27 protein-coding genes and 1 pseudogene are annotated in these 23,771 nt (G+C 72.1%); 20 read left to right on the plus strand and 8 right to left on the minus strand.

The features are described 5' to 3' along the window. Nucleotides 1-106 precede the first annotated feature (106 nt). Both IEY17_RS25360 and IEY17_RS25365 read right to left on the minus strand, forming a co-directional pair. A complete protein-coding gene (locus IEY17_RS25360; protein WP_229680088.1) occupies nucleotides 107-496 on the minus strand; it encodes a VOC family protein in 390 nt (129 codons plus the stop codon). A gap of 63 nt (nucleotides 497-559) precedes the next feature. Further along, nucleotides 560-817 (minus strand): annotated as a pseudogene (locus IEY17_RS25365) (ArsR/SmtB family transcription factor); the annotation flags it as partial. Between the two features lie 212 nt (nucleotides 818-1,029). Here IEY17_RS25365 and IEY17_RS12340 point away from each other — a divergent pair. The 8 genes from IEY17_RS12340 to IEY17_RS12375 all read left to right on the plus strand — a co-directional run bounded on the left by IEY17_RS12340 (nucleotide 1,030) and on the right by IEY17_RS12375 (nucleotide 7,338). After that, complete coding sequence (locus tag IEY17_RS12340) at nucleotides 1,030-2,163, plus strand: hypothetical protein (RefSeq protein WP_188987480.1); 1,134 nt, start codon at nucleotides 1,030-1,032, stop codon at nucleotides 2,161-2,163. 17 nt (nucleotides 2,164-2,180) lie between these two features. Next, nucleotides 2,181-2,528 carry a hypothetical protein gene (locus IEY17_RS12345; RefSeq protein ID WP_188987481.1) on the plus strand — a complete coding sequence of 116 codons (348 nt, stop codon included), beginning with the start codon at nucleotides 2,181-2,183 and terminating at the stop codon, nucleotides 2,526-2,528. Next, nucleotides 2,525-3,355 (plus strand): ESX secretion-associated protein EspG, encoded by an 831-nt coding sequence (locus IEY17_RS12350; protein WP_188987482.1) that lies wholly within the window; start codon nucleotides 2,525-2,527, stop codon nucleotides 3,353-3,355. The genes IEY17_RS12345 and IEY17_RS12350 overlap by 4 nt, the downstream gene beginning before the upstream one ends. 20 nt (nucleotides 3,356-3,375) lie before the next feature. After that, the gene (locus IEY17_RS12355) at nucleotides 3,376-3,795 is read left to right on the plus strand and encodes a YbaB/EbfC family nucleoid-associated protein (RefSeq protein WP_188987483.1); all 420 of its coding nucleotides are present in this window, start codon (nucleotides 3,376-3,378) and stop codon (nucleotides 3,793-3,795) included. Continuing rightward, nucleotides 3,792-4,097 (plus strand): WXG100 family type VII secretion target, encoded by a 306-nt coding sequence (locus IEY17_RS12360; protein ID WP_188987484.1) that lies wholly within the window; start codon nucleotides 3,792-3,794, stop codon nucleotides 4,095-4,097. Before IEY17_RS12355 ends, IEY17_RS12360 begins: the two co-directional genes overlap by 4 nt. Then, a complete protein-coding gene (locus IEY17_RS12365) occupies nucleotides 4,094-4,981 on the plus strand; it encodes a hypothetical protein (RefSeq protein WP_188987485.1) in 888 nt (295 codons plus the stop codon). Before IEY17_RS12360 ends, IEY17_RS12365 begins: the two co-directional genes overlap by 4 nt. Before the next feature lie 89 nt (nucleotides 4,982-5,070). Continuing rightward, the gene (locus IEY17_RS12370; RefSeq protein WP_188987486.1) at nucleotides 5,071-5,739 is read left to right on the plus strand and encodes a hypothetical protein; all 669 of its coding nucleotides are present in this window, start codon (nucleotides 5,071-5,073) and stop codon (nucleotides 5,737-5,739) included. Nucleotides 5,740-6,123: 384 nt separating this feature from the next. After that, complete coding sequence (locus IEY17_RS12375) at nucleotides 6,124-7,338, plus strand: diguanylate cyclase domain-containing protein (protein WP_229680075.1); 1,215 nt, start codon at nucleotides 6,124-6,126, stop codon at nucleotides 7,336-7,338. Nucleotides 7,339-7,438: 100 nt separating this feature from the next. Here the strand turns inward: IEY17_RS12375 and IEY17_RS12380 are convergent, their stop codons facing one another. From IEY17_RS12380 to IEY17_RS12400, 5 genes are all read right to left on the minus strand, one after another. After that, entirely contained in the window at nucleotides 7,439-7,891 is a 453-nt protein-coding gene (locus IEY17_RS12380; RefSeq protein ID WP_229680076.1) for a DUF6098 family protein, read from the minus strand. Between the two features lie 85 nt (nucleotides 7,892-7,976). Beyond that, on the minus strand, nucleotides 7,977-8,843 hold the full coding sequence (locus IEY17_RS12385) for an oxygenase MpaB family protein (RefSeq protein WP_188987488.1): 867 nt from the start codon (nucleotides 8,841-8,843) through the stop codon (nucleotides 7,977-7,979). A gap of 235 nt (nucleotides 8,844-9,078) precedes the next feature. After that, nucleotides 9,079-10,479 carry an aspartate ammonia-lyase gene (gene aspA, locus IEY17_RS12390; protein ID WP_188987489.1) on the minus strand — a complete coding sequence of 467 codons (1,401 nt, stop codon included), beginning with the start codon at nucleotides 10,477-10,479 and terminating at the stop codon, nucleotides 9,079-9,081. Then, nucleotides 10,476-11,468 (minus strand): asparaginase, encoded by a 993-nt coding sequence (locus tag IEY17_RS12395; RefSeq protein ID WP_188987490.1) that lies wholly within the window; start codon nucleotides 11,466-11,468, stop codon nucleotides 10,476-10,478. The genes aspA and IEY17_RS12395 overlap by 4 nt, the downstream gene beginning before the upstream one ends. 19 nt (nucleotides 11,469-11,487) lie before the next feature. Further along, nucleotides 11,488-12,153 (minus strand): FadR/GntR family transcriptional regulator, encoded by a 666-nt coding sequence (locus tag IEY17_RS12400; RefSeq protein ID WP_188987565.1) that lies wholly within the window; start codon nucleotides 12,151-12,153, stop codon nucleotides 11,488-11,490. A 538-nt stretch (nucleotides 12,154-12,691) separates the two neighbouring features. On the opposite strand from IEY17_RS12400, the gene IEY17_RS12405 reads away from it, so the two are divergent. The 10 genes from IEY17_RS12405 (at nucleotide 12,692) to hypB (ending at nucleotide 19,017) form a co-directional block, all read left to right on the plus strand. Further along, nucleotides 12,692-13,159 (plus strand): hydrogenase maturation protease, encoded by a 468-nt coding sequence (locus tag IEY17_RS12405; protein ID WP_229680077.1) that lies wholly within the window; start codon nucleotides 12,692-12,694, stop codon nucleotides 13,157-13,159. A gap of 14 nt (nucleotides 13,160-13,173) precedes the next feature. Beyond that, the gene (locus IEY17_RS12410) at nucleotides 13,174-13,824 is read left to right on the plus strand and encodes a hypothetical protein (protein ID WP_188987491.1); all 651 of its coding nucleotides are present in this window, start codon (nucleotides 13,174-13,176) and stop codon (nucleotides 13,822-13,824) included. 117 nt (nucleotides 13,825-13,941) lie between these two features. Next, nucleotides 13,942-14,562, plus strand: coding sequence for a D-sedoheptulose-7-phosphate isomerase (locus IEY17_RS12415; protein ID WP_188987567.1), 621 nt, complete (start codon nucleotides 13,942-13,944; stop codon nucleotides 14,560-14,562). Then, a complete protein-coding gene (locus tag IEY17_RS12420) occupies nucleotides 14,559-14,804 on the plus strand; it encodes a HypC/HybG/HupF family hydrogenase formation chaperone (RefSeq protein WP_188987492.1) in 246 nt (81 codons plus the stop codon). Before IEY17_RS12415 ends, IEY17_RS12420 begins: the two co-directional genes overlap by 4 nt. Continuing rightward, on the plus strand, nucleotides 14,788-15,495 hold the full coding sequence (locus IEY17_RS12425; RefSeq protein ID WP_188987493.1) for a D-sedoheptulose-7-phosphate isomerase: 708 nt from the start codon (nucleotides 14,788-14,790) through the stop codon (nucleotides 15,493-15,495). The genes IEY17_RS12420 and IEY17_RS12425 overlap by 17 nt, the downstream gene beginning before the upstream one ends. Further along, nucleotides 15,473-15,745, plus strand: coding sequence for a HypC/HybG/HupF family hydrogenase formation chaperone (locus IEY17_RS12430; RefSeq protein ID WP_188987494.1), 273 nt, complete (start codon nucleotides 15,473-15,475; stop codon nucleotides 15,743-15,745). Before IEY17_RS12425 ends, IEY17_RS12430 begins: the two co-directional genes overlap by 23 nt. 11 nt (nucleotides 15,746-15,756) lie before the next feature. After that, nucleotides 15,757-16,884 carry a hydrogenase formation protein HypD gene (hypD, locus tag IEY17_RS12435; protein WP_188987495.1) on the plus strand — a complete coding sequence of 376 codons (1,128 nt, stop codon included), beginning with the start codon at nucleotides 15,757-15,759 and terminating at the stop codon, nucleotides 16,882-16,884. Further along, nucleotides 16,881-17,969: a hydrogenase expression/formation protein HypE gene (gene hypE / locus IEY17_RS12440; protein WP_308423980.1), complete on the plus strand. Its 1,089-nt coding sequence runs from the start codon at nucleotides 16,881-16,883 to the stop codon at nucleotides 17,967-17,969. Before hypD ends, hypE begins: the two co-directional genes overlap by 4 nt. A gap of 4 nt (nucleotides 17,970-17,973) precedes the next feature. Continuing rightward, complete coding sequence (locus IEY17_RS12445) at nucleotides 17,974-18,303, plus strand: hydrogenase maturation nickel metallochaperone HypA/HybF (protein WP_188987496.1); 330 nt, start codon at nucleotides 17,974-17,976, stop codon at nucleotides 18,301-18,303. Beyond that, the gene (hypB, locus tag IEY17_RS12450) at nucleotides 18,304-19,017 is read left to right on the plus strand and encodes a hydrogenase nickel incorporation protein HypB (RefSeq protein ID WP_188987497.1); all 714 of its coding nucleotides are present in this window, start codon (nucleotides 18,304-18,306) and stop codon (nucleotides 19,015-19,017) included. Here hypB and hypF read toward each other — a convergent pair. Beyond that, on the minus strand, nucleotides 19,014-21,290 hold the full coding sequence (hypF, locus tag IEY17_RS12455) for a carbamoyltransferase HypF (RefSeq protein ID WP_188987498.1): 2,277 nt from the start codon (nucleotides 21,288-21,290) through the stop codon (nucleotides 19,014-19,016). The genes hypB and hypF overlap by 4 nt on opposite strands. Nucleotides 21,291-21,546: 256 nt before the next feature. Between hypF and IEY17_RS12460 the strand changes: the two genes are divergently transcribed. Continuing rightward, nucleotides 21,547-22,623, plus strand: coding sequence for a hypothetical protein (locus IEY17_RS12460; RefSeq protein ID WP_188987499.1), 1,077 nt, complete (start codon nucleotides 21,547-21,549; stop codon nucleotides 22,621-22,623). A 133-nt stretch (nucleotides 22,624-22,756) separates the two neighbouring features. Next, complete coding sequence (locus IEY17_RS12465) at nucleotides 22,757-23,770, plus strand: NADH-quinone oxidoreductase subunit B family protein (RefSeq protein WP_229680089.1); 1,014 nt, start codon at nucleotides 22,757-22,759, stop codon at nucleotides 23,768-23,770. Nucleotide 23,771: the final 1 nt, after the last annotated feature.

Genomic DNA, 23,771 nt, shown 5'->3' on the forward strand with positions numbered 1-23,771 from the left:
AACCTGAACAGGTGAAAAGCTGACCTCGGTTCCGGGCCGTTCGGTCAACCTCCAAGCCTGACGACATGGTCCGCGAGGTGGGATCGGGCCCCGGCATCCGGTGACTTCAGCCCGCCTGGTGGGCGATCTGGATGAGGTTGCCGCAGGTGTCGTCGAGCACGGCCGTGGTCACCGGGCCCATGTCCGTGGGTTCCTGGGTGAAGCGCACCCCGAGCCCGCGCAATCGATCGTATTCCGCCCGGACGTCGTCGACGGCGAAGGAGGTGAACGGGATGCCGTCGGCGACCAGCGCCTCCTTGAACGGCTTCACCGCTGGGTGCACGTCGGGTTCGAGGACGAGTTCGGTGCCGTCCGGGTCCTCCGGGGACACCACGGTGATCCACCGGTGCTCACCCATCGGGATGTCGTTCTTCTGCTGGAAACCGAGGATTTCGGTGTAGAACCGCAGCGCCTTGTCCTGGTCGTCGACGAGCACGCTGGCCAGGTTGATCCTCATGGTGATCCCTCTCCCCCGTTCCGCGCCGGTGCGGTCACCGGCGTCTTCCCCGGTTTTCTTGAGCCACCGCTCGACGATCGGTTCGAGCGGTGTGGTGTTGATGTAGTGGAACTTGTAGCGGCCCTCGCGCCTGGTCTCGACCAGTCCCGCGGCCTCGAGGACGTCGAGGTGTTGCGAGATCGCCTGCCGCGACGAGCCGAGCCCGTGCTTGGAGGCCAGGCGCGCGCAGATCTCGAAGAGGGTCTGGCCGTCCCGGTCGGTCAGCTCGTCGAGGATCGTGCGGCGCGTGCGATCGGCCAGCGCCTTGAAGACCGCATCCACAGCCCGAAACGTTAGGCAAGTCGTCGCTTGCCTGTCAATCGTCCGGGGTGGAAGCGCAACATCAGCAATGTTGCTGATGTTTCTCCCGGGTGCTCCTGGTGATCTGGGTGTCGTTCCCAGGCAGCGGGTCCGAGGTCGAAAGCGAGAAGCCGCATGACGTTCATGCACGGCTCCGTCACCCGTGAACCGGGCAGGAGGACGAACGACCGGAGATGATCGACGAAACCGCATCGAACGCGATGGCCGCGGCCTCCGCCGGGGTGCAGGAGCTGGCCCGCGCCGCCACGTCCGCGCTCGACCAGGCCGGGCCGGGCGGCGCGCTGCTGCAGCCCGTCGTGGACGCCCTGCGCGACGTCTGGGAAGGCTACTTCGGGTCCCCGATCCCGCCGGGTGGCACGAACTGGAACGCCTACACCCACGAGCAGCTCTACCAGATGCTCTGGCAGAACGCCGACGTTGGCGACGTCAGCACGATGGCGGCCGAATGGGGGCGGCACAGCACCGAGCTGTCCGACCGCGCCGACGCGATGCGCCAGCAGCGCAGCGCCATGCAGGCCAACTGGAGCAGCGAGGCGGGGGCGCTGGCGGCGGACCGGCTCGGCGAGATGGGGGAGCGGGCCGCCGGGATCAGTGACCGCGCGTACACCGCCCAGCAGGCGACGCAGGAGGCGGCTGACGCGCTCGCCGCCGCGCGCAACGCGATGCCGCCGCCGCCCGGGGACCCGACGGGGAGCGTGCTGGCCGGTGCCGCGGCGGGCGCCGGGGCCGGCGCGGTGATCGGGGGTGTGGTCGGCGCGGGTGCCGGCGGTGTCGGCGCCGGGCCGGGTGCGCTGATGGGGGCGGCCATCGGGGCGGTGGCCGTCGGCGGCGCCAGCCTGTTTTTGTCCAGCGTGACGGCCGCCCAGAAGAAGGCCGAAGCGGTCCACGTGATGCAGCGCTACGAGATGAGCTTGCGCAACAGCAGCCGGCGGATCGCTCCGGTGTCGGCCGGTGCGCAGGCCGTCCGGACCTTCGACGCGCCCGCGCAGACCACGGCCGCCGGGTTCGCCGGTGGCGGTTCGACGTCGGCTGGCCTGCCCTGGCACCGGTTGGTCGGCGCGGACCCGCTGGAACCCGGGTTGCGCAGCGGCGGCGGTGCGCTCGGTGGTGCCCTGGCCCGCTCCGGCGTGTTGTCCGGTCTCGCCGCGGCGCGCGCGGCCTCCGGCAGCGGCCTGGTGCCGCCCGGGGCGGCGCCCCGGCACGGCGCGGACGACGAGGAGAAGGTGCACCACAACCGGCTGCCCACCATCGACCAGGGACTCTTCGACGACGACCGGCCGGCCAGCGCGCCGGTCATCGGGCAGTGACACCGACAGGAGCGACCGTGACTTCCGAAGCAGCACCCGCGCGCGGCTACCAGGTGGCGCCGCAGGACCTCACCACGCAGATCTCGGCGCTCGCCGGGATCGCCGACCAAACCAGCAGCCTGGTGCCTTCCGCGAACCGGTTGGCCGACCGGCTGCCGATGCTCGGCACCGCACCGCCCGCGATCCACCTGGCGGTTCGGTTGCGGGAGGCTGCGGGCCGGTCGGGGCTGGCCGGTGAGATCCAGTCGGCCGGCACCGAGCTGACCGACTTCCACCGCGCCCTGGACGCGACTCTCGCCGAGTACGTGGCCAACGATGCCGGGGCCGCGCAGGCGCTGCGGAGCACGGGCGGGGCCGAGGCATGACCGCGGCGACCGCCCCGACCGGAAGGTCGATCCTGTTCGGACAGGTCGAGCTTGACCTGATCGCCGCGCACGCCGGTGTGCCGTTTCCGTTCCCGCTGCAGATTCCCTCCTTCGGGCGGATCGACGGGGAGCGGGAGGTGCTGATGGCCGCGGCCGGTCGGACGCTCCAGCTGCGGGGGCTCGCCGACGAGGACGGCCCCGCCGGTGCCGCCGCCGAGCTGGTGACCGCCCTGCGCGAGCACCGCGGCACGGTCGACCTCGTCGTGGTCGACGGTGACGGCGCGACCGGCGTCGTGGCCGTCGTCTACCGGTCGTGGGCGTTGATCTGCCAGCAGCGACTCGACGGCGACCCGGCCACCCCGGTGCGGATTCGCCGGGTCGCGGCGAAGGACCTCACCGATCCGTTGCTGGCGGAGGTGCCGGAGCTCGCCGCGGCCCGGTCGATGCCGATCGCGCTGCCCGAACGGGCCCTGACCGACGCGGTACGGCTGATCGGCGAGATCGACGACGACGCGGAAAAACAGCGGTTCCTGCGGGACCTCGTCCACCGGCGCGGCGGCGATCCCGCCGCGCTCGACCGGCTCGCCGCCCTGCTGCCGACGCTGTCGGGGCGCGGGCAGCTGGGGGCGACGCGGCGGGTCGGCGGGCGCAGCGTCCGCGTCGGCCGCGAACTGTCCTGGTTGGACGGTCCGCAGGGCAGGGTGCGGGTGGACCGCTCTGACCGCGGTTGGGTGAGCGTGAACCCGCTGCGCGGCGCGGATTTCCGGTTCGCGCTCGAGGAACTGGCCAGCCTGGCCCGCGAACCCCGGCGACCCGGGGACAGGTGAACGACATCCGGAGGGAACACGTGGAATCGGCAGCACAGTGGCTCGCGGGCTACGACGAGAGGCTGACGCGGGCCGCCGCGGACGCCAAAGCGGTCAGCAGGAGCCTCAGCCAGGTGCGCGGCAGCGCGACCTCCCCGCGTGGGGAGGTCGCCGTGCAGGTCGGACCGGGTGGTGCGCTGGAGGACATCAGGTTGACGCCCGCGGCACGCGCGCTCGAAGCCGAGCAGCTCGCGAAGCTCATCCTGGCCACCGCACAGCAGGCGCAGCGCACGGTCGGCGCGCAGGTGGTGGAGATCATGGCCGGCTACGTCGGTGAGGGGCCGTCGCTGGACTTCGTCAAGGAGCACCTACCCCCCGCCGCGGTCCGGGAGGCCGAGGAGCGGCGGGGTCCGGTCGACGACGACGAGTACTTCGCGAACCCGGAGGTGATCGTCCGATGAGCAGCCTCCAGGTCGATCCCGGCCAGATCCGGGCGCACGCGGGCACACTCACCCAGCTCGCGGACGGCCTGTCCAGCACCGCGGCCGGGCTGCGGGGCGGCATGGGCGACAACGCCCTCGGCACGTTCGTGCAGTTCCTCACGGCCGCGCTGGGCAGTGCCATGACCCAGACCGCGGAGGCGATCACGCACGCGTCGTCGGCGGTCGACGCGGTGGGTGCGGCCCTCGTGCGCACCGCGGAGGACTACGAGCACGTCGACGAGCACAACGCAGAGCTGCTCGGCGGGGAGGCAACGCCATGACGAGCACCGCGGAGCTGCTCGACGAACTGAGGGCGACCACCGACGCCGTGTGCAACCGCGACTGGGTCACCGGTGGGCTCGGTGGGACGGGAGCCGGGCTGGAGTCGCTGGCGGGGCCAGCTTCCAGCCCGCTGTCCGCCCTGGCCGACGCCGGCTTCGGCTTCATCACCGCATCGGTGTCGTTCCTCGAGGAACCGCTGCACCAACTGGTCGGTGACCCGGCGGCGATCTCCACGGGCGCGCAGGGATTCCAGGACGCGGGCCGCGTGGTCGAATCGCTGGCCGACTCCTACCGGCAGTCCACCGGGCCGGAGACCAGCAGCTGGTCGGGTGAGGCCGCGGCGGGGTACCTGCGGACCGCCGCGGAGCTGGTGGACGGCCTCGCCGGGCTCGGCGAGTCGAGCGCGGCGCTGGCGGAGGTCGCCGCGGGCGCGGGACAGGTGGTCGCGGCCACGCTCCAGGAGGTCACGACGCTGGTCCAGGAAGCCACCGGCAGGATCATCATGATCCTCAACCAGGCGGTCGCCGCGGCCCAGGCCACCTTCGGCGCCAGCATCGCGGCAGCGATCCCGCAGGCCGTGCAGGTGGCGGCGGAGTACGGCGGCCGCATCGTCGCGACGATGCAGAAACTGCTGTCCAGCGCGCAGAACCTGGTCAAGCACGTCGCGAGGACGACCCGGGCGGTGGCGGGCCTGATGAAGACGATCGCCGAGATCAGCGAACGCTGCCAGGCGACGAGCAACGAGCCGACGAGCAGGTACCGCCCCGGCACGCCGAACGCCGCGGCGACCAGCAGCGTCCGGTCCCGCTCGGAGTCCGAGCCGAGGGAACAGAGCACACGGCGCGACCCGAGCGGCCCAGCCACGACAGCGGACCACGCCTGACGGGGCGGCCGTTCTGGTTGTATGGAGCCGTGGTGGGCGGGCGTGCTCGGCGGTGGTGGTTCTGGGCGGTGGGTTCGGGCAGTGCGTTGGTGATCGCAGTCGTTGTCGTGGTGGCGGTGGGTTTTCCCGCCGTGGCCGCGACGGTCTGTCTCGGCTGCTACGGGTTCGTCGCCGTCGGGCCGGGTGCGTACGCGGGCTCCGGGCTGTCCGAGGCGCAGCGGCAGCGGGTTGTCGACGCGGTCGTGGCCGCGCGGCAACGGGTCCACGAGTTCTACGGTGGCGTGGTGAGTTCGCCCCGGCTGCTGGTGTGCCTGGACGACGACTGCTACCGGCGGATCGGCGGGGGCCGGGAACGCGGCGTCGCGGTGCTCAACCGGGCGGTGCTGCTGTCGCCGCGGGGAGTCGATCCCGTGATCGCCTCGCACGAGATGTCGCACGTGGAGCTGCGGCACCGGCTCGGTGCGCACGCGGACCAGGTGCCGCAGTGGTTCGACGAGGGCTTGGCGGTCCTGGTCTCGGGTGATCCGCGCTACCTCCACACGGGCGGTGACCGCTGCCGGGTGGCGCCGACCGGGCCGCTGCCCGGCACCCTCGACGAGTGGCTGCGGGCCGCCAGCGCCGACGAGCAGACCTACGCCCGCGCCGCGTGCCGGGTGAGCCGCTGGATCGACGCGCGCGGCGGCGGTCGGGCCGCGGTGGCCGAGCTCGTTGCCCGGCTCACCGCGGGCGAGCTGTTCGCCGCCGTCGTGCCGGACTAGGGGCGCTCCGCGTTACGCACGCGCCCAGCAAGCCCAACCACCTCCCAGTTCGCCGAAACCTGAACACCCCACCCACGGGGGAGTCTGCCGAGTTTGCCGGAATTTGGGTGGGCCATCCGCCGGGGAGAGACCGTGGGTCGGGCGGGGCTGGAGCGTGGGGAAGGTTCGTTGGGTGCTGGACCGCTTTCTCGCGTCGGCCCGGCGACATACGTACCCGCGACATACGTATGCGTCTCCGTAGTTGCCCGGCAGCGGCGCGGCGCCACTGCCGTCAGGGTTGGCCTGGTATGTCTGTCATTCCCGAACCCCGAGGTCGCGTATGCCCCGAACGCACGGTCCAGGCTGGCTGCCGGTCGTCTTGAGCAGGGGCGGAGGTGTGCCGCGGTGACCGATCGGACTTCCGCGCCGGCCAACGTGGCGCTGTTGTGGCGGGCCGTACTGGACCAGTCGTTGACGCCGATGGCGCTGGTGACGCCGATGGGGCGGTGCGTGCACGTCAACCGGGCATGCGTGCAGCTGTTCGGGAGCCCGCCGGAGACCCTGGCCACCAGCGGTGAGGCCGGTGCCGGCCCACCGGACGAGCTCGTCCTGCGCCGTGGGGACACGACGGTCGAGCGGCGGTTGCAGCGCGCCGACGGCAGCGTCCGGTGGGTGACGCAGTGCGTGTCGCTGATCGGCGAACCCCGCTGCGAACGCCACCTGCTGCTCGTGCAGTTCCACGAGATCGAGGACCCGTTCCGAGCCGAGCAGCTCTGGCTGCGGGTGTTCGCCAACGCGCCCAACGGGATGGGCATGATGGACCTCGGCGGGCGATGGACGGCCGTCAACGACGCGCTGTGCGAGCTGCTCGGCTACTCCCGCGACGAGATGCTGTCAATGCGGTTCTGCGACGTCACCTACCCCGCCGACCTGGCCGCCAGCAACGACGCCCTCGCGGAGCTCCTGTCGGGGTGGGTGAGCTCGGCGCGACTGAAGAAGCGCTACCGGCATCGGGACGGCCACCCGATCTGGGTGATGGTCAGCTGCAGCGTGGTGCCGGGGCCGGACGGCAGTCCCGCGTCCTTCGTCGTGCAGTGCGAGGAGCTCAGCGAACGTTGCGCGGTGGACCCCGATCTGGCGCACCTGGCGCTGCACGACCCGCTGACCGGGTTGGCCAACCGCGCGCTGTTCACCGACCGGCTGGAGCAGGGCCTGGCGCAGCTGGCCCGGGACGGGGGCGTGCTGGCGGTACTCGTCGCCGACGTGGACTGCCTGAAACCGGTCAACGACGGGTACGGGCACGCGGTCGGAGACCAGCTGCTCATCGCCGTGGCCGATCAGTTGCTCACCTCGGTGGGCACCAGCGGCACGGTGGCGCGCATCGGTGGTGACGAGTTCGCGGTGGTCAGCCACGTGCCCGGCGTCGCGGCGGCGGAGCGGCTGCGGGAGCGGATCACCCGGCGGCTCGACGTCGACCGGGTCGCGGCGGGGCACCGCCTCCGCCTCCGCGCCAGCGTGGGCCTGGCCACCGCGGCCGACCCGTGCACCTGCCCGAAGGAGCTCATGCACCGGGCCGACCGCGACATGTACCGCCGCAAGCGCTCGCCCCGCGGGGCGTGACATCGCTCGGCACGGGTCCGTGGTGCTGTGGTCCTCGCCCGGGTGGCCCTCGTGCGATTTCCGGATCACGGCCCTGCCGCTGACCGTCCACAACGGACCGTCACGCCTGGCGGTCGAGTGAACCCCAGTCCGATTTCTGCTCGGTCACCAGCCGGTGCGCTTCGCGCAGCGCCTCCTCGGCCACCCACGCCAGCGGTCGGTCGCAGGCGACCAGGGGTTCGTTGTCCGGGCCCCGCGCGACCTCGGTGCCCGCCAGCAACCACGCCCGCACGTCCGCGCCCGGCTGGCGGTCCCGCAGGTGCCGGTAGTCGTGGAGACGGCGGGCGACCCACAGGCGCAGCGAACGGCTGCCCCACCACGACTCGACGCGCAGCGGGTTCGCCGACAGTCCGGGCAGCTCGACGCCGGTCAGCGCATCGCGGCTGACCGAGTCCGCGTCGAACCCCGGGCCCCGGGACCAGCGCAGGTACAGGTCCCTTCCGAGGTCGTGCCCCCGCACGACCTCGGACAGCTGTTCCAGGTCGTGCAACGTCGGCAGGTCCTGCGCTTCCACCACACCGGGATACCCGCGGTGCCGGTCGGCGCAGTCGGTGGATCGCCGAGATCGTGGGCACGCGATCGTCGATGAACCGGCCGGCTCACGGCTGGTCGGGCGGCGCCGTCAACGCCCAGCGGAGGGCGCCGACCACGCCGCGCCCGGCCAGGTGGACGGTCGTGGCTTCGGTGAGGGGGAGGTAGGGCAGCCGCAGCGGCCACCGGGCCCAGGCCGGGAGCATGGCGACGGCCGTGGCGGCCAGCAGCGCATACGGGCCGCGGGCCAGCAGCGGCAGCGGAGGCTCGAGCAGCAGGAACCGGGCGGTGCTGCGCGCTTCCCGGGTGCTGCGCAGCTCGGGCCGGTAGGCGTTGAGACGCGCCGTGAGGTCGGCCTGGGACCGCGGCGGATCGGACACGCCGAGCGCCGCCGCCACCCGGGCGGTGTCGGCGACGTACGCGTCGCATTCGGCCGGGGAGAGCCGCCGCGCACCGTAGCGCTGGTGGCAGCGCAAAAAGCTGTCCACCTCGGCGACGTGCACCCATTCGAGCAGGTGCGGGTCGGCGGCGTGGTATCGCCGGCCGTCCGGGGCCGTGCCGCGGACCTTGGCGTGGATTCGCCGCACGCGGTCAACCGCCCGTTGCGCGTCGTGCGCCGTGCCGAACGTGGTGACGGCCAGGAAGGTGCTCGTGCGCTGCAGACGCCCCCACGGATCACCGCGATACCCGGAGTGGGCGGACACCGCGGCGATCGCCAGCGGATGCAGCGACTGCAGCAGTAGCGCGCGCAACCCGCCGACGAACATGGCCGCGTCACCGTGCACCCGCCGGATCGGCCGGTCCTCGGCGAACCAGCGGGGACCTGGCGCGGTGTGGATCCGCTCCCGGGTGGCGGCGCCGTCCGGGCCTGCCACGCGTTCGAACAGCGCCGACCCGAGGCCGCGCCGCGCGGCATCGAGTTTCGCGGTGGTCATGGGCCGATTGTGGACCGCCACGACCCTGCTCGTCAGCTCCCGCGCTGCTGCGGAGTGCCCTGGAACAACGCGGACATCCACAGCAGCGACGGGGTGAGCAGGAGCGCTGCGACGAGCGTCGACACGAGAACGGCGTGGAGCAGTGCGGGTGCGCTGCGGTCGCCTCGATCGTCGTGTCGGGCGACCGGGCTTCTCAGCCACGTCGACGCACCGGGCTCGCGGCGCCTGACGGCGATCAGGGCGTGGCCGTGGGGTTGGCCAGGTTCTCCGGGCGCAGCAGCGCGGCGAGTTTCTCGGCGGGAACCAGGTCGCGCTCCAGCACCAGTTCGGCCACCCCGCGGCCGGTGGCCAGCGCCTCCTTGGCGATCTCGGTCGCTGCCGCGTAGCCGATCGCCGGGTTCAGCGCGGTGACCAGGCCGATGGAGTTCTCCACGTACCCGCGGGTGACGTCGGGGTTTGCGGAGATCCCGGCGACGCAGCGCTCGGCGAGCACCAGGCAGGCGGCGCGCAGGTGCGTGATGCTCTCCGACAGCGAGTGCAGGATGATCGGCTCGAACGCGTTGAGCTGGAGCTGCCCGGCCTCGGCGGCCATGGTGATCGCCACGTCGTTACCGATCACCTCGAACGCGACCTGGTTGACCACCTCGGGGATCACCGGGTTGATCTTGCCCGGCATGATCGACGACCCGGCCTGCACCGGCGGCAGGTTGATCTCGTTGAGTCCGGCACGCGGCCCGGACGACAGCAACCGCAGGTCGTTGCAGGTCTTGGACAGCTTGACCGCGATGCGCTTGAGGACACCGGACAGGTGCACGAACGCCCCGCAGTCCTGCGTGGCCTCGACCAGGTCCGCTGCGGTGGTCAGCGGTAGCCCGGTGATCGCCACCAGGTGGCGGCAGGCGGCCGCCGCGTAACCGGGCGGGGTGTTCAGCCCGGTGCCGATCGCGGTGGCCCCGAGGTTGATCTCGTGCAGCAGCGCCACGGCTTCGTCCAGCCGTTGCCGGTCCTCGCCGAGCATCACCGCGTAGCTGCCGAACTCCTGGCCCAGCGTCATCGGCACGGCGTCCTGCAACTGCGTGCGGCCCATCTTGAGCACGTCGCGGAACTCGACGGCCTTGGCCGCGAAAGCCCGCTCCAGCACCCGCATCGCGGCGGACAGCTGGTGCACGGCGGTGATCGTGGCGACGTTGACCGCGGTCGGGTAGGCGTCGTTGGTGGACTGGCTGAGGTTGACGTGCTCGTTGGGATGCACGCGGGCGTAGTCGCCCTTGGCGTGCCCGAGTAGTTCCAGCGCCCGGTTCGCGATGACCTCGTTGGCGTTCATGTTGGTCGAGGTGCCCGCGCCGCCCTGGATGACGTCCACGATGAACTGGTCGTGCAGCGCCCCGCCGCGGATCTCCTGGCACACCGTGGCGATGGCGTCGGCGATGCGGGGCGGCAGCAGCCCGAGCTCGGCGTTGGCGCGGGCCGCGGCCTCCTTGACCGCGGCCAGCGCGTTCACCAGGTGCGGATAGGTCGACACCGCCGTGCCGGTGATGGGGAAGTTCTCCAGCGCCCGCGCGGTGTGCACGCCCCAGTAGGCGTCGGCGGGAACGTCCTTGTCGCCCAGCAGGTCGTGTTCGGTCCGAGTCGTCACGGCATCGTCCTCTTGTGGTGATCGCGGAGGTGTGCGGCGAGGTCCCCGGCGACCGCGAGCCCGTCCGGGCCGCCGGGAGGGGCCAGCGGGAGCAGCAGGTCGCCGTCGACGCCCGCGATCCGCAGGGCGGCGAGCACGACCGGCAGGCGGGCGCGGTCGGCACCGTCGGCGATCTTGACCGCCAACGCGGTCCCGTCGGGCAGGGCGGCGATCTGCACGGCCTCGAAACCGTCCTTGGCCACCAGGCCCGGCACGGACCGCATCAGCGCCGTCACGTCGCGGCGGCTGCCGCCCACGTACTCCGGGTGGGCGCGCATCGCGTGCGCCACGAGCGCCTCGGGAGTGCCCGGCGCGGCGGTGGCGATGCGGCCGATCGCGGTGGCCAGGCCCCGCAGCGACACGGCGAACAGCGGGGCCCCGCAGCCGTCGGTGGCGGTGTGCGCGACCTTCTCGCCGGTGAGGTCCTCAACGGTGGCGGCGATCTCGCACTGCAGCGGATGGTCCGGGTTCAGGTAGTCCTGTGTGGACCAACCGTGCCGGCGCGCGGTGTGCAGCATGGCGGCGTGCTTGCCGGAGCAGTTGTGCGCCAGCCTGCGGGCCGGCCGCCCGGCGGCGATCCAGGAGTCCCGTTCGGCAGGGTCGAACGGCAGGTCGGCGGGATTTCCGAGGTCGTCCTCGGTGCCGCCGCCCGCCTCCAGCATGCGGCGCACTCCGGCGAGGTGGAACTCCTCGCCGGAGTGGCTGGCCGCGCTGAGGGCCAGCAGGTGCGGCGGCAGCGACAGGCCGAGGCGGGCCATGGCCACGGCCTGCAGCGGCTTGGCCGTGGAGCGGGGGTAGCAGGCCACGTCGACGTCACCGGCCTGGAACAGGACCTCGCCGTCGGGGGCCAGCACAACGGCGGAGCCGTGGTGGACCCCTTCGACGAGCCCGTCGCGCAGGACGTGCACCAGGGGGACGTGGGTGGGGACGGTGGTCGGGGCGGGGATCATGCGGTCTCCAGCAGCGCGGTCATCCGCGGTCAGGGCGGTCGGGGGACGCGCCGACGATGTCGGTGAGCGCGCGCTCGACGTGTTCCAGGTGGGTGTTCATCGCGCGCACCGCGGCGTCCTTGTCGTGCGCGGCGATGGCGTCGACGAGCGCGCGGTGCTCGCGGTTGGAAGCGGGGCGGCGGTCGCCGAGCTGGTTCAGGAACGCCGACTGACGGGCCAGCGCGTCCCGGATCTCCTCGATGACCTTGCCGAACACCGGGTTGCCCGACGCCTGGGCGACGGTGATGTGGAACAGGGAGTCCAGCGCCACCCAGAGGGTGTCGTCGGTCTCGCGCTCCATGCGCTCCAGCAGACCCGTGAGCGCGTCCAGGTCGTCCGGGCGGTGCCGCAGTGCGGCGTAACCGGCGGCCGGGACCTCGACGTGCCGGCGCACCTCCATCAGGTCGCGCGCCGAGTAGTGCCCGAAGGTGGGCATCTCGGCCGGTTCGGTGGCGACCACGAAGGAACCCTTCCCGGTGCGCGACACGGTGAGCCCGAGCGTCTGCAGGGCGCGCAGCGCCTCCCGCACGACCGAGCGGCTGACCTGGAACTCCTTGCTCAGCACGGCCTCGGACGGGAGCTTGTCGCCGATCGCGTACTCGCCTCGCTCGATGGCGCCGCGGAGGTGGGCCAGCACGGCCTCCATCGCGCTGACCCGGACCACCTGTCCGGCTGTCCGGCTGTCTGACAGGTTCACGCCCGTAAGCGTGAACCGCGTACCGGCACGTTGTCAAGCCGCGCTGCGCGGCGGGGGCGTGCGGGCAAGCCCGTCACGCGGCAGTCCGGCGAAGGGCACCCCGCTCCGCGCCCCCTCGTGCAAAGTTGGGAACCTGGCCCGGGGTGATGGTCCGCTCGTTCGGCGCGTGATCGTAAAGTCCCGGGAGTCTTTCGCGTCGCCGGTGCTGGGAACTCGTGGACGACTCGGCGCCTGACCTGTGGCGCGGTGTTCGGCGGCCGCGCCCGGGCCTCGCCTGATTCGCCGTGTGTCGCTCCGGAGCGAACGGGATCCGTTGCGGCGCTGATCTTTCGGAAACATTCGTCCTTTGTGGATAAAATTGATCGCTCCCTCCCTGCCCGGTGTTCGACCGGGGTGGGGCTGCTCCCGATTGGCGGAGTGGCAGCCGTTGTGGTGCCCTGCTCGCATGGCGGAGCGCGATGACGGCAAGCCGCGGCGGTGATGGCCGGTGGGGCGCGTCCTGGTCGCCGGTGTGGGCAACGTCTTCCGGGGTGACGACGGGTTCGGCGTCGCGGTCGCCGACCGGCTCAGCCGCGAACCCGTGCCGGGCGGCGTGGTGGTGGCCGACTACGGCGTCCGCGGCCTGCACCTGGCCTACGAGCTGCTCGACGGGTACGACGCGCTCATCCTCGTGGACGCCGTGGCGCGGGGCGAGGAGCCGGGCACGCTGTTCGTCGTCGAACCGGACGCCGAACCCGGCGGGGCGCCGCCGGTGGACAGCCACGGCATGAACCCGCAGGCGGTGCTCGCCCTGTGCAGGTCGCTCGGAGCCGAGGTGGGCCGGGTGCTGCTCGTGGGGTGCGAGCCCGCGGACTGCGGTGAACGCATGGGGCTGTCCGGCCCGGTGGCGCGATCGGTCGACGCGGCGGCACGACTGGTGCAGGAGGTTCTCCGGGACGTGCTGTGCGTGCGGTGAAGGGAAGACGGGGCATGGCGGAGCAGAAAATCCGCCCCGGGTGCCGGGTGCGGCTGAACCCGTCGCGGCGGTCCGATGTGGTGGACCTGGCGCTGGCCGGGCGGATCGCGGTCGTGGACCGCCTGGAGCGCGGCATGGACGGCAGCGAGCACGTCGTGGTGTCGCTGTTGGACGATCCGGCGTTCGACCTCGGGCCGATGAGCCAGCTCGGACACCGCTTCTTCTTCGCACCGGACGAGGTCGAACCCATCTCCGCCGGCACCGCGCCGCGGCTACTGGTGGCCAGCGCGGGCGACGAGCGGCAGCCGGGCGGTACGTTCGGCCGGGAGGTGCTCGACACCCTGCGCCGGCACGGTCTGCCGACCGGGGCGCGCACCGCCGACTTCGGCATCCGCACCGCGGATTTCCTGGCCGCGCTGGGCGACTGCGACGTCGCCGTACTGGTGTGCGCGGCACGCCGCGACGACCCGCCCGGATCGCTGGCGGTCGCGGAAGTCACACCGGACGAACTCGGGCGACTGCTCGGCGGCACACCGCCCGAAACCCGCGGAACGTGCCGGAGCTTCGTGGTGACGTGTGAACCGCGACACACCCCACCGGCCGCGGTCCCCGCCGCGGCGTTGATCATCACCTCCCTTGTGGACGCGGTGGCGCGGCCGCGATGACGGTGCGGCGACCGGGTTCCTTCGTCCGGGTCCGGGTCGGCAGATCGATTTGTGCCATCGGTTTCGCCGGTCCTAGCTTGGGTGGACCGAAGTCCCCGAGGTGAGGACGTGACTTCGATGCCGTGGCCGGAAAAAACCGCCGACACCGCCCTGGAGCAGATCTTCCAGCGACGCGTGCGCCCGCTGGACGCGCTGGCGCGCGACGCCGAGGAGGTCGCCCGCGCGTGCCACGCGATGGCGCGCCGGTTCCAGCAGGGCGGCAAGCTCGTCGTGTTCGGCAACGGCGGCCCCAGCACGGACGCACAGCACGTGGCCGTGGAGTTCGTGCACCCGGTCATCGTCGGCAAACAAGCGCTGCCCGCGATCTCGCTCACCTCGGACGTCGCCACGGTGACCGGGGTGGCCACCGGCGAGGGCTTCGAGGAGGTCTTCGCGCATCAGATCCGCCACCTCGCCGACCCGCCGGACATCGCGCTGGGCATCTCCACCGACGGCTGGTGCGCCAACGTGCTGCGCGGGCTGGAGGAGGCCCGGCGGCGCGGCCTGCTGACCGTGGCGCTGGTGGGCGGCGATGGCGGCCGGATCGCCACCGCGGGTTTCGACCACGTCCTCGTCGCGGCCTCCGACGACCCGCGGGTGGTCAAGGAGGTGCACGTGACCGCCTACCACGTGCTGTGGGAGCTGGTGCACGTGTTCTTCGAGCACCCCGGCGCACTCCGTACGGATGTGGTGGCATGACCTCCGCGGGGGTGCCGGGTCCGGAATGTCGCGGGGAGCACTGCGTGACGTGCTCCGACGCGGCCGTGGAGGTGCGCGTGGTGCGCCTGCTGGACGACCAGCTCGCGGTGGTGGACACCGGTGCCGGGCGGGAAACGGTGAGCGTGGCGCTGGTGGCGCCGCGGCCCGGCGACACCGTCCTGGTCCACGCTGGCGAGGCGATCGCGATCACGGGGGAGGGGCGCGGTGGGTTCCGCAGCTGACGACGTGGACGGTTTCGAGTCGCTGTACCCGTTCCTGGCCGAGGCCGAGGGAGACGCAAACGCCGTGCTCACCGAGGTCCGCCGGTCCACCGTGGACAAGATCGGCGAGATCACCCGGCTGCGGGCCGACCTGCTGGGCCGCTACCGGCGGCAGATCGTCGACTGCGCGGCCGCGATGGCCCGGCGGTTCGCCGTCGGCGGCCGGTTGCTGAGCTTCGGCAACGGCGGCAGCTCCACCGACGCACAGGATCTGGCGAGCCTGTTCCTGCACCCCGGACCGAACCACCGAGCCCTGCCCGCGATCGGCCTGACCAGCGACATCGCCGTGGTGACCGCACTGTCCAACGACGTCGGCTTCGATGTGGTGTTCGCCCGCCAGATCGCCGCGTTCGGCGGGCGGCACGACATCGCGGTGGGCCTGTCCACCAGCGGCAACTCGGCGAACCTGCTCCGCGCCTTCGACGAGGCGCGGTACCGCGGGCTGCTCACCGTCGGCATCGCCGGCGACCGCGGCGGCAAGATGGCCGAGTCCGACAGCATCCAACACCTGTTCGTGGTCCCGTCCTCGTCCGTGCACCGCATCCAGGAGGCGCAGACCACGCTGTACCACGCCCTGTGGGAGATGGCGCTGCTGGAGCTGGCGGCGCTCGACGACGAGGGAGCGGCCGATGTGCCTGGCGATCCCCGGTGAGGTCGTGGAGGTCCTGCCGGACCGGGCGGACCTGGCCAAGGTCGTGGTCAGCGGCGTCCGCCGCAACATCAACATCAGCCTGCTCGCCGAGGACCCGCCGGCACCGGGCGAGTGGGTGCTGATCCACGTCGGGTTCGCGCTGTCCAAGGTGGACGAGACAGAAGCCCGTGCCGTGCTGGAGTTCCTTGCGGGGATCGGCCAGTCCTACAGCGACGAGCTGGACGCGTTCGAGGACTCGCACATCGACTAGGAGGGGCGCGGATGCGGTTCGTCGACGAGTACCGGGACGCGGACAGGGCGCGGGCGCTGTCCGCGGAGATCGCCAGGCTCTGCGACCCCGGCCGTGAGTACAAGTTCATGGAAGTCTGCGGCGGGCACACGCACACCATCTACAAGCACGGCATCGAGGACCTCCTGCCGGACAACGTCACCCTGGTACACGGACCAGGATGCCCGGTGTGCGTGATCCCGATGGGCCGCGTGGACGACGCCATCCACATCGCGCGCCGCCCGGGCGTGCTGATGACGTCGTTCGGCGACATGATGCGGGTGCCGGGCAGCGACGGCTCGTTCTTCGACTCCAACGCCGAGGGCACCAGCATCCGGATGGTTTACTCGCCGCTGGACGCGCTGAAGCTGGCCCGCCAGGACCCGGAGCAGCACGTGGTGTTCATGGCCATCGGCTTCGAGACCACCGCGCCGTCGACGGCGATGACACTGCTGCGCGCCGAGGCGGAGGGGGTCGAGAACTTCTCGGTGTTCGGCAACCACGTGACGATCATCCCGGCGATCAAGGCGATCCTGGACTCGCCGGACCTGCGGCTGGACGGGTTCCTGGGCCCGGGCCACGTGTCCACGGTCATCGGCTGCCGGCCCTACGAGTTCATCCCGCGCGACTACGGCAAACCCCTGGTGGTCTCGGGGTTCGAACCGCTGGACATCCTGCAGTCGATCTACCTGCTGCTGCGCCAGCTCGCCGAGGGTCGCGCGGAGGTGGAGAACCAGTACACCCGCGTTGTTCCGTGGCAGGGCAACACCACCGCGCTGCGCGCCATCGCCGAGACCATGGAGCTGCGTCCCTACTTCGAGTGGCGCGGCCTGGGGTTCATCTCGCACTCGGCGCTGCGGCTGCGCGAGCGGTTCGCGCCGTTCGACGCCGAGAAGCGGTTCGACCTGCCGGGGCTGCGGGTGGCCGATCCGAAGGCGTGCCAGTGCGGGGAGGTGCTCAAGGGCGTGCTGAAACCCTGGGAGTGCAAGGTCTTCGGCACCGCGTGCACCCCGGAGACGCCGATCGGCACCTGCATGGTGTCACCGGAGGGGGCGTGTGCGGCGTACTACAACTTCGGCCGCTTCAACCGGCGGCGGGTGCGGGAGGTGAGCGGGGCGTGACCACCGACCGAGCGGCCGAGGCCGAACAGCAGGTGCTGGACCGTATCGAGCGCGCCCGATCCCGCAAGCCGAGGCTGCGGGAGGACCGGATCACGCTCGCGCACGGTTCCGGCGGCAAGGCGACCCAGACGCTCATCGAGGCGGTGTTCCTGGAGGCGTTCCGCAACGACGTCCTGGCGCGCCTGGAGGACGGTGCGGAGCTGGCCGCCGACGCCGCCCGGCTGGCGTTCACCACCGACTCCTTCGTGGTGTCCCCGTTGTTCTTCCCCGGCGGCGACATCGGTGACCTCGCGGTCAACGGCACGGTCAACGACCTCGCTGTCTCCGGGGCCACGCCGCGCTATTTGTCGGCCGGGTTCATCATCGAGGAGGGCTTCCCGACCGCGGACCTGGTGCGCATCACGCGTTCGATGGCCGATGCCGCCGCGGTGGCCGGGGTGCGGGTGGTCACCGGCGACACCAAGGTCGTGCAGAAGGGCAAGGCCGACGGCTGCTACATCAACACCGCGGGGCTGGGCACACTGCACACCGACCACCGGTTGGGCGTCGACTCGGTGCGACCGGGCGACGCGGTGGTGGTGTCCGGCCCGATCGGGGACCACGGCATCACGATCATGCTGGCCCGCGGCGAGCTTGACATCGACGCCGACGTCGAGTCCGACACCGCGGCCGTGCACGGGCTGGTCGGCGACCTGCTGGCGGCGGTGCCCGGCGTGCGGGCGCTGCGCGATCCCACCCGCGGTGGCGTGGCCACGGTACTCAACGAGATCGCCAGGGCCTCCGGGGTCGCCGTGGTGGTCGACGAGGACACGGTGCCGGTGCGCGAGGAGGTGCGGGGCGCGTCCGAGCTGCTTGGCATCGATCCGCTCTACGTGGCCTGCGAAGGGCGCGTCGTGGTGGTCGTGGACGGTGCGCAGGCCGCGGACGCGCTGCGGGTGATGCGGTCGCATCCGCTCGGTGTGGACGCCACCGCCATCGGCCGGATCGCCGACGACCCGCCCGGGCTGGTGCTGCTCAACACCGCCTTGGGCGGCACCCGGATCGTGGACCTGCTGGTCGGCGACCCGCTGCCGAGGATCTGCTGACGCGGTGCACGAACTCGGCATCACGCAGTGCATCGTCGACGCGGTCGTGTCCGCCACCGGCGAGGCCCCGGTCCGGCGCGTGCACCTGGAGGTCGGCGTGCTGTCCGGGGTGGTGCCGCACGCGGTGCGTTTCTGCTTCGACCTGGTGGCGCGGGGAACCCCGCTGGAGGGCGCCGAGCTGGCCATCGCCGAACCCGCCGGGCGCGGGAAGTGCCGGTCGTGTGGCGCTGAGTTCGCAATCGACGACCTGCTCGCCCGCTGTCGGTGCGGCAGCACCGATGTCGCCGTGGTGGCGGGGGAGCAGGTGTTGGTCAAGTCGGTGGAGGTGGTCTAGGTGTGCGGAACGTGCGGATGCGGTGAAACCCTGCAGGACCGGCGGGTCCGGACCGTCGAGCTCGAGCAGCGGGTGCTGGCCCGCAACGACGAGCTCGCCGAGCGCAACCGGGAGTGGTTGCGCGAACGCGGGATCGTCGCGGTGAACCTGATGAGTTCACCGGGCGCGGGCAAGACGACCCTGCTGGAGCGGACCGCGCGGACGTTCGACGACGTGCCGCTGGGCGTGGTCGAGGGTGACCAGGCAATGTCGCTCGACACCGACCGGCTGCGCGCGCTCGGCAGCCGCGTCGTGCAGATCAACACCGGAACGGGGTGCCACCTGGACGCCGCGATGCTGGCCGAGGCCCTGCGTTCGCTCGACCCCGTGCGGAATTCCGTGGTGTTCGTCGAGAACGTGGGGAACCTGGTGTGCCCGGCCCTGTTCGACCTGGGGGAGAACGCCAGGGTGGTGATCGCCTCGGTCACCGAGGGCGAGGACAAGCCGCTGAAGTACCCGCACATGTTCCGGGCCGCCGACCTGGTGTTGCTGAACAAGGTCGACCTGCTCCCGCACCTCGGGTTCGACGTGGACCGCTTCCGTGGCACTGTGGACCGCACCCGCCCCGGCGTCGAGGTGCTGCCCGTCTCGGCGCTCAGCGGCACGGGTTTCGACCGCTGGCACGACTGGTTGCGCGAACGCACCCCGGCGGCGTCGGGGTCCCCGGTCGGCTAGCTCTCCCGGCCGCGGTCGAGCGCACCGGCGACCGCGGCCTGCCCCAGGCTGATGCCGCCGTCGTTGGGCGGCACGCGGGAATGCACCAGGACCTGGAAACCCCGGGCGCGCAGGGCCGCCGTCGTGCGGTCCAGCAGCAACGCGTTCTGGAACACCCCGCCGGACAGGGCGGCGGTGCGAACACCGGTGCTGTCCCGCACCCGCACGCACGCTTCCACGATGGCCCGCCCGACCGCGTTGTGGAACCGCGCGGCCACCGCCGAGGGCGCCGCACCGGCGAGCACGTCGTTGACCACCTCGCGGATCAGGTCCGCCCCGCGCAGGCGCAGCACGTCGCCACCGGACACCGGCAGCTCGTAGCGCCCGCGCTCGGTGGGATCGGCCAACTGCTCCAGCTCAATAGCCGCCTGCCCCTCGTAGTCGTTGACGTCGCGCACCCCGAGGAGCGCGGCGACCGCGTCGAACAACCGGCCGGCGCTGGAACTCAGCGGGGAGTGGCGCGGAGTCCGCGTCAGGGCGGCGATCCGCGCCCAGCGGTCTCGGCGGCGCAGCAGAGCCAGACCGGCGGGGACGTCGTTGCCGTAGGCGCGCACGAGGTAGGACACCGCCACCCGCCACGGCTGCCGGACGGCCGCCGCGCCACCCGGCAGCGGCACCGGTTCGAGGTGCCCGACCCGCCGGTACCCGGCCAGGTCGGCAAGCAGGAACTCGCCGCCCCACAGGGTGCCGTCCGGTCCGTACCCCAGTCCGTCGAACGCCACGCCGACCACCGGCCCCGGGTGGCCGTTGTCGGCCAGGCAGGACGCGATGTGCGCGTGGTGGTGCTGGACGCCCAGGAGCTCGACGTCGTCCAGCTCCTCGGCGTACTTCGTGGACAGATACTCCGGATGCAGGTCGTGCACCACCACCTGCGGGTCGATGCCGAGCAGCGCGCGGAAGTGCTCGATGCCCCCACCGTACGACCGGAACGTGGGGTAGTCCTCGAGGTCGCCGATGTGCTGCGAGAGCACCACCTTTCGCCGCTCGGCGAGCGCGAAGGTGTTCTTCAGCTCCGCACCGCAGGCCAGCACCGGGCGTGGGAACTCCCACGGCAGCACCACCGGTTCCGGTGTGTACCCACGCGATCGCCGCAGCACCAGCTGCTTCCCGCGGAACGCGCGGACCACGGAGTCGTCGGCGGGCGCGTGGATCGGCCGGTCGTGGGTGAGGAAAACGTCGGCGATCGACGAAAGCCGTTGCAGCGCATCGTCGTCCCGGTGCGCGATGGGTTCGTCGGAGGCGTTGCCGCTGGTCAGCACGATGGGCTTCGGGAACCGGCGCAGCAGCAGGTGGTGCACCGGCGTGTACGGCAGCAGCAGCCCCAGCTGGGTGTTCCCGGGCGCGACCGCCGGAGCGACCGGTGCGTGCGGCAACCGGTCGAGCAACACGATCGGACGGCGGCGCGACGTGAGCAGGGCTGCCTCGGCGTCGTCCAGCGAGCACAGCTGCCGCGCCCGTTCGAGGTCGGCGACCATCACCGCGAACGGTTTGGCCTCGCGGTTCTTGCGTTTGCGCAGCGCGGACGCGGCGTCGTCGTCGGTGGCGTCCACGGCGAGGTGGAACCCGCCGAGCCCCTTCACCGCGACGATCGCGCCCTGCGCGAGCGCGGCCGCCGCACCGTCGACCGGATCGCCGGGCAGTGGGTTGCCCGCGGCGTCGACGAGCCGCAGCCGCGGCCCGCACTCCGGGCAGCACACCGGTTGGGCGTGAAACCGCCGGTTCGCCGGATCGTGGTACTCAGCCGCGCAGGCCGGGCACAGCGGGAAGTCCGCCATGGTGGTGTTGCCCCGGTCGTACGGGATGTCGCGCACGATCGTGAACCGCGGGCCGCAGCCGGTGCAGTTGGTGAAGGCGTACCCGTGGCGGCGGTCCGCCGGGTCGGAGATCTCACGCAGGCAGTCCTCGCAGGTTGCCACGTCCGCGGGAACCGAGACGGTGCGCGGGCCGCCGTCCGCGCTGTCGACCACCCGGAAGGTGCGTTCGCCGAGCGGGGGAACCGCGCTGACGGTGACCTCCTCGACCACCGCCAGCGGCGGGCACCGGGTGCGCAGCGCGTGAACCAGGTCCGCGATCGCCCCCTCCGGGCCCTCGGCTTCGATGATCACCCCGCGCGCGTCGTTGCCGACGTGCCCGCCCAAACCCAGCCCGGTCGCGACGGAGTGGACGAAGGGCCGGAAACCCACGCCCTGCACGACGCCCTCGACCCGGATCCGCCGCCGAACCAACTCGTCCACCGCGCCAGTCTCACGCCCCGCCCGCCGCACCGCATCCGGCGGGACTCCACCCGACCAGATCGACTTTTGCCGCCACGCCACCCGCCGTAGCGTGGACTCGTCGCGCAGCACGAATCTCACGCCACCGACGGCGAATCCGGTGGCGGATGGTGACAGAACCGGACCAGGACCTCGATGTGGCGAGGTCGGTCGTCAGGCGGAATCCCGGCAGGCGAACGCACCTGCGAACGCGACGCGATGCGGAGGCGGAAGGCCCTTGAGCGGGACAGCGAACGGCACGAGCGCAGCCGGCGGTGGCACCGGCACGGGGTTCGAGCGCGCGCGGGCGGTGGCCGACGCCGTGCTCTACGAGGGATACCTGCTGTACCCCTACCGCAGGTCGGCGGTGAAGAACCGGATGCGCTGGCAGTTCGGGGTCGTCGCGCCGCGGCGGTGGGCCGAGGCGTCGGGCCCGGTGGAGCCGGTGGTGGCCGGCTCCGTCGAGTCGTGGCAGCAGCAGACCGAGTGCCTGTTCGAGGCCGGGCGACCGGCGCGGGACGTGGTGATCCGCGTCCGGCTGCGCTTCCTGCGGGTGCGGGCGAAGGACGTCGAACGCCGGCTGGACGGGCGGTACCTGCCGGTGGACTCGGTGGACGTCGACGGCGTCGGCCACCTCTCGGTCGACGAGGCACTGCCGCAGGAGTTCGACGTGGCGGCGCGGTTGTCCGACCTGCTGGCGGCCGACCTGGTCCGCGACATCCACCTGCCCGGTGGCGACCGGATTGAACAACTCGGCCGCGGGATTCGGATCGTGCGCCGATCCGCGCCGGTCTCGGCGTCGCTGGTGCTGCACGTACACCGGGTCGACGCGGCCCTGCATCGCGTGCGGGTTCGCGTCGAGAACACCGGCGACGTGGACGGGGCGGCGTCGCGCGCCGAGGCGCTGCGGCACTCGCTCGTCGCGACCCACGTGCTGATCGGCGGCACCGGCCTGGCGTTCCTGTCCATGATGGACCCGCCCGAACCGGCGGTGGGACACGCCGAACGCAGCCGCAACATCCACACCTTCCCGGTGCTCGTCGGCGCATCCCGGGACCTGGTGCTGTCCTCGCCGATCCTGCTGCCCGACCACCCGGAGGTCGCCCCGGAAAGCCCGGGAGACCTGCACGAGGCGGCCGAGATCGACGAGCTGCTGTCGCTGCGGACGCTCACCCTGACCGACGAGGAGAAACGCGAGGCTCGCGCCACTGATCCGCGGGCCGCCGAGATCCTGGACCGCGTCGACACCATGCCGCCAGAGGTGCTCTCGCGGCTGCACGGCACGTTGCGCTCGCTGCGCCGCCCGCCGGCGTGAGCACCGAACGACTGCGGAGGAGGCCCACGACATGACGACCGACAGCGCACCGCGCACCTCTCCGGAGGAACCAGGCCGGGCCGAGCAGCGCGGCGGCTTCGACGAGATCGACATCCTGTGGATCTCCGAGGGCATGAGCTGCGACGGTGACACCGTGGCGGTCACCGCCTCCGGGCAACCTGCCATCGAGGACGTCGTGCTCGGGCTCATCCCCGGCCTGCCGAAGGTGAACCTGCACAACAAGGTGCTCTCGCCGAGCCCGGGCGGGGAGGACTACCTGCGGCCGTTCCACGCCGCCGCCCGCGGTGAACTGGGGCCGTTCGTGCTGGTGATCGAGGGGTCGATCCCGAACCAGAACATCATCGACGGCGACGGCTACTGGACCTCCCTGGGCAACGACCCGGAAACCGGCCAACCCCTGACGCTGAACTGGTGGATCGACCAGCTCGCGCCCCGGGCGTGGGCCGTGGTCGCCGCGGGCACCTGCGCCACCTACGGCGGAATCCACGCCATGGCGGGCAATCCCACCGGCTGCATGGGGCTGGCCGACTACCTGGGCTGGGAGTTCACGTCCCAGGGCGGCCTGCCGATCATCAACATCCCGGGATGCCCGGTCCAGCCGGAGAACTTCATGGAAACCCTGACCTGGCTGCTGTACCACGCGGCGGGCTCGGCACCACCGCCGCCGCTGGACGAGAAGCTGCGGCCGCAGTGGTTGTTCGGCAAGACCGTGCACGAGGGCTGCGACCGGGCCGCCTACTACGAGCAGGCGGACTACGCCAAGGACTACAACTCGCCCAAGTGCCAGGTGAAGGTGGGCTGCTGGGGCCCGGTCGTCAACTGCAACGTCCCCAAACGGGGCTGGATGTCCGGCGTGGGCGGCTGCCCGAACGTCGGCGGCATCTGCATCGGCTGCACCATGCCGGGATTCCCGGACATGTTCATGCCGTTCATGGACGAGCCCACCGGCGGCAGCCTGTCGACGGTGCTCAACAAGCCCTACGGCGCCGTCATCCGCCGGTTGCGCGGCATCACCAACGCGGTGGCCAACCGGGAACCGAAGTGGCACCACAACAGACCCGTGCTGACCAGCGGCTACAACCCCCGCTGGCGCACCCACCACCGGACGACGAGAGTAGGGCGGTGAC

Origin of the sequence: Saccharopolyspora thermophila (genome assembly GCF_014646075.1) — a bacterium.
GTDB lineage: Bacteria > Actinomycetota > Actinomycetes > Mycobacteriales > Pseudonocardiaceae > Saccharopolyspora > Saccharopolyspora thermophila.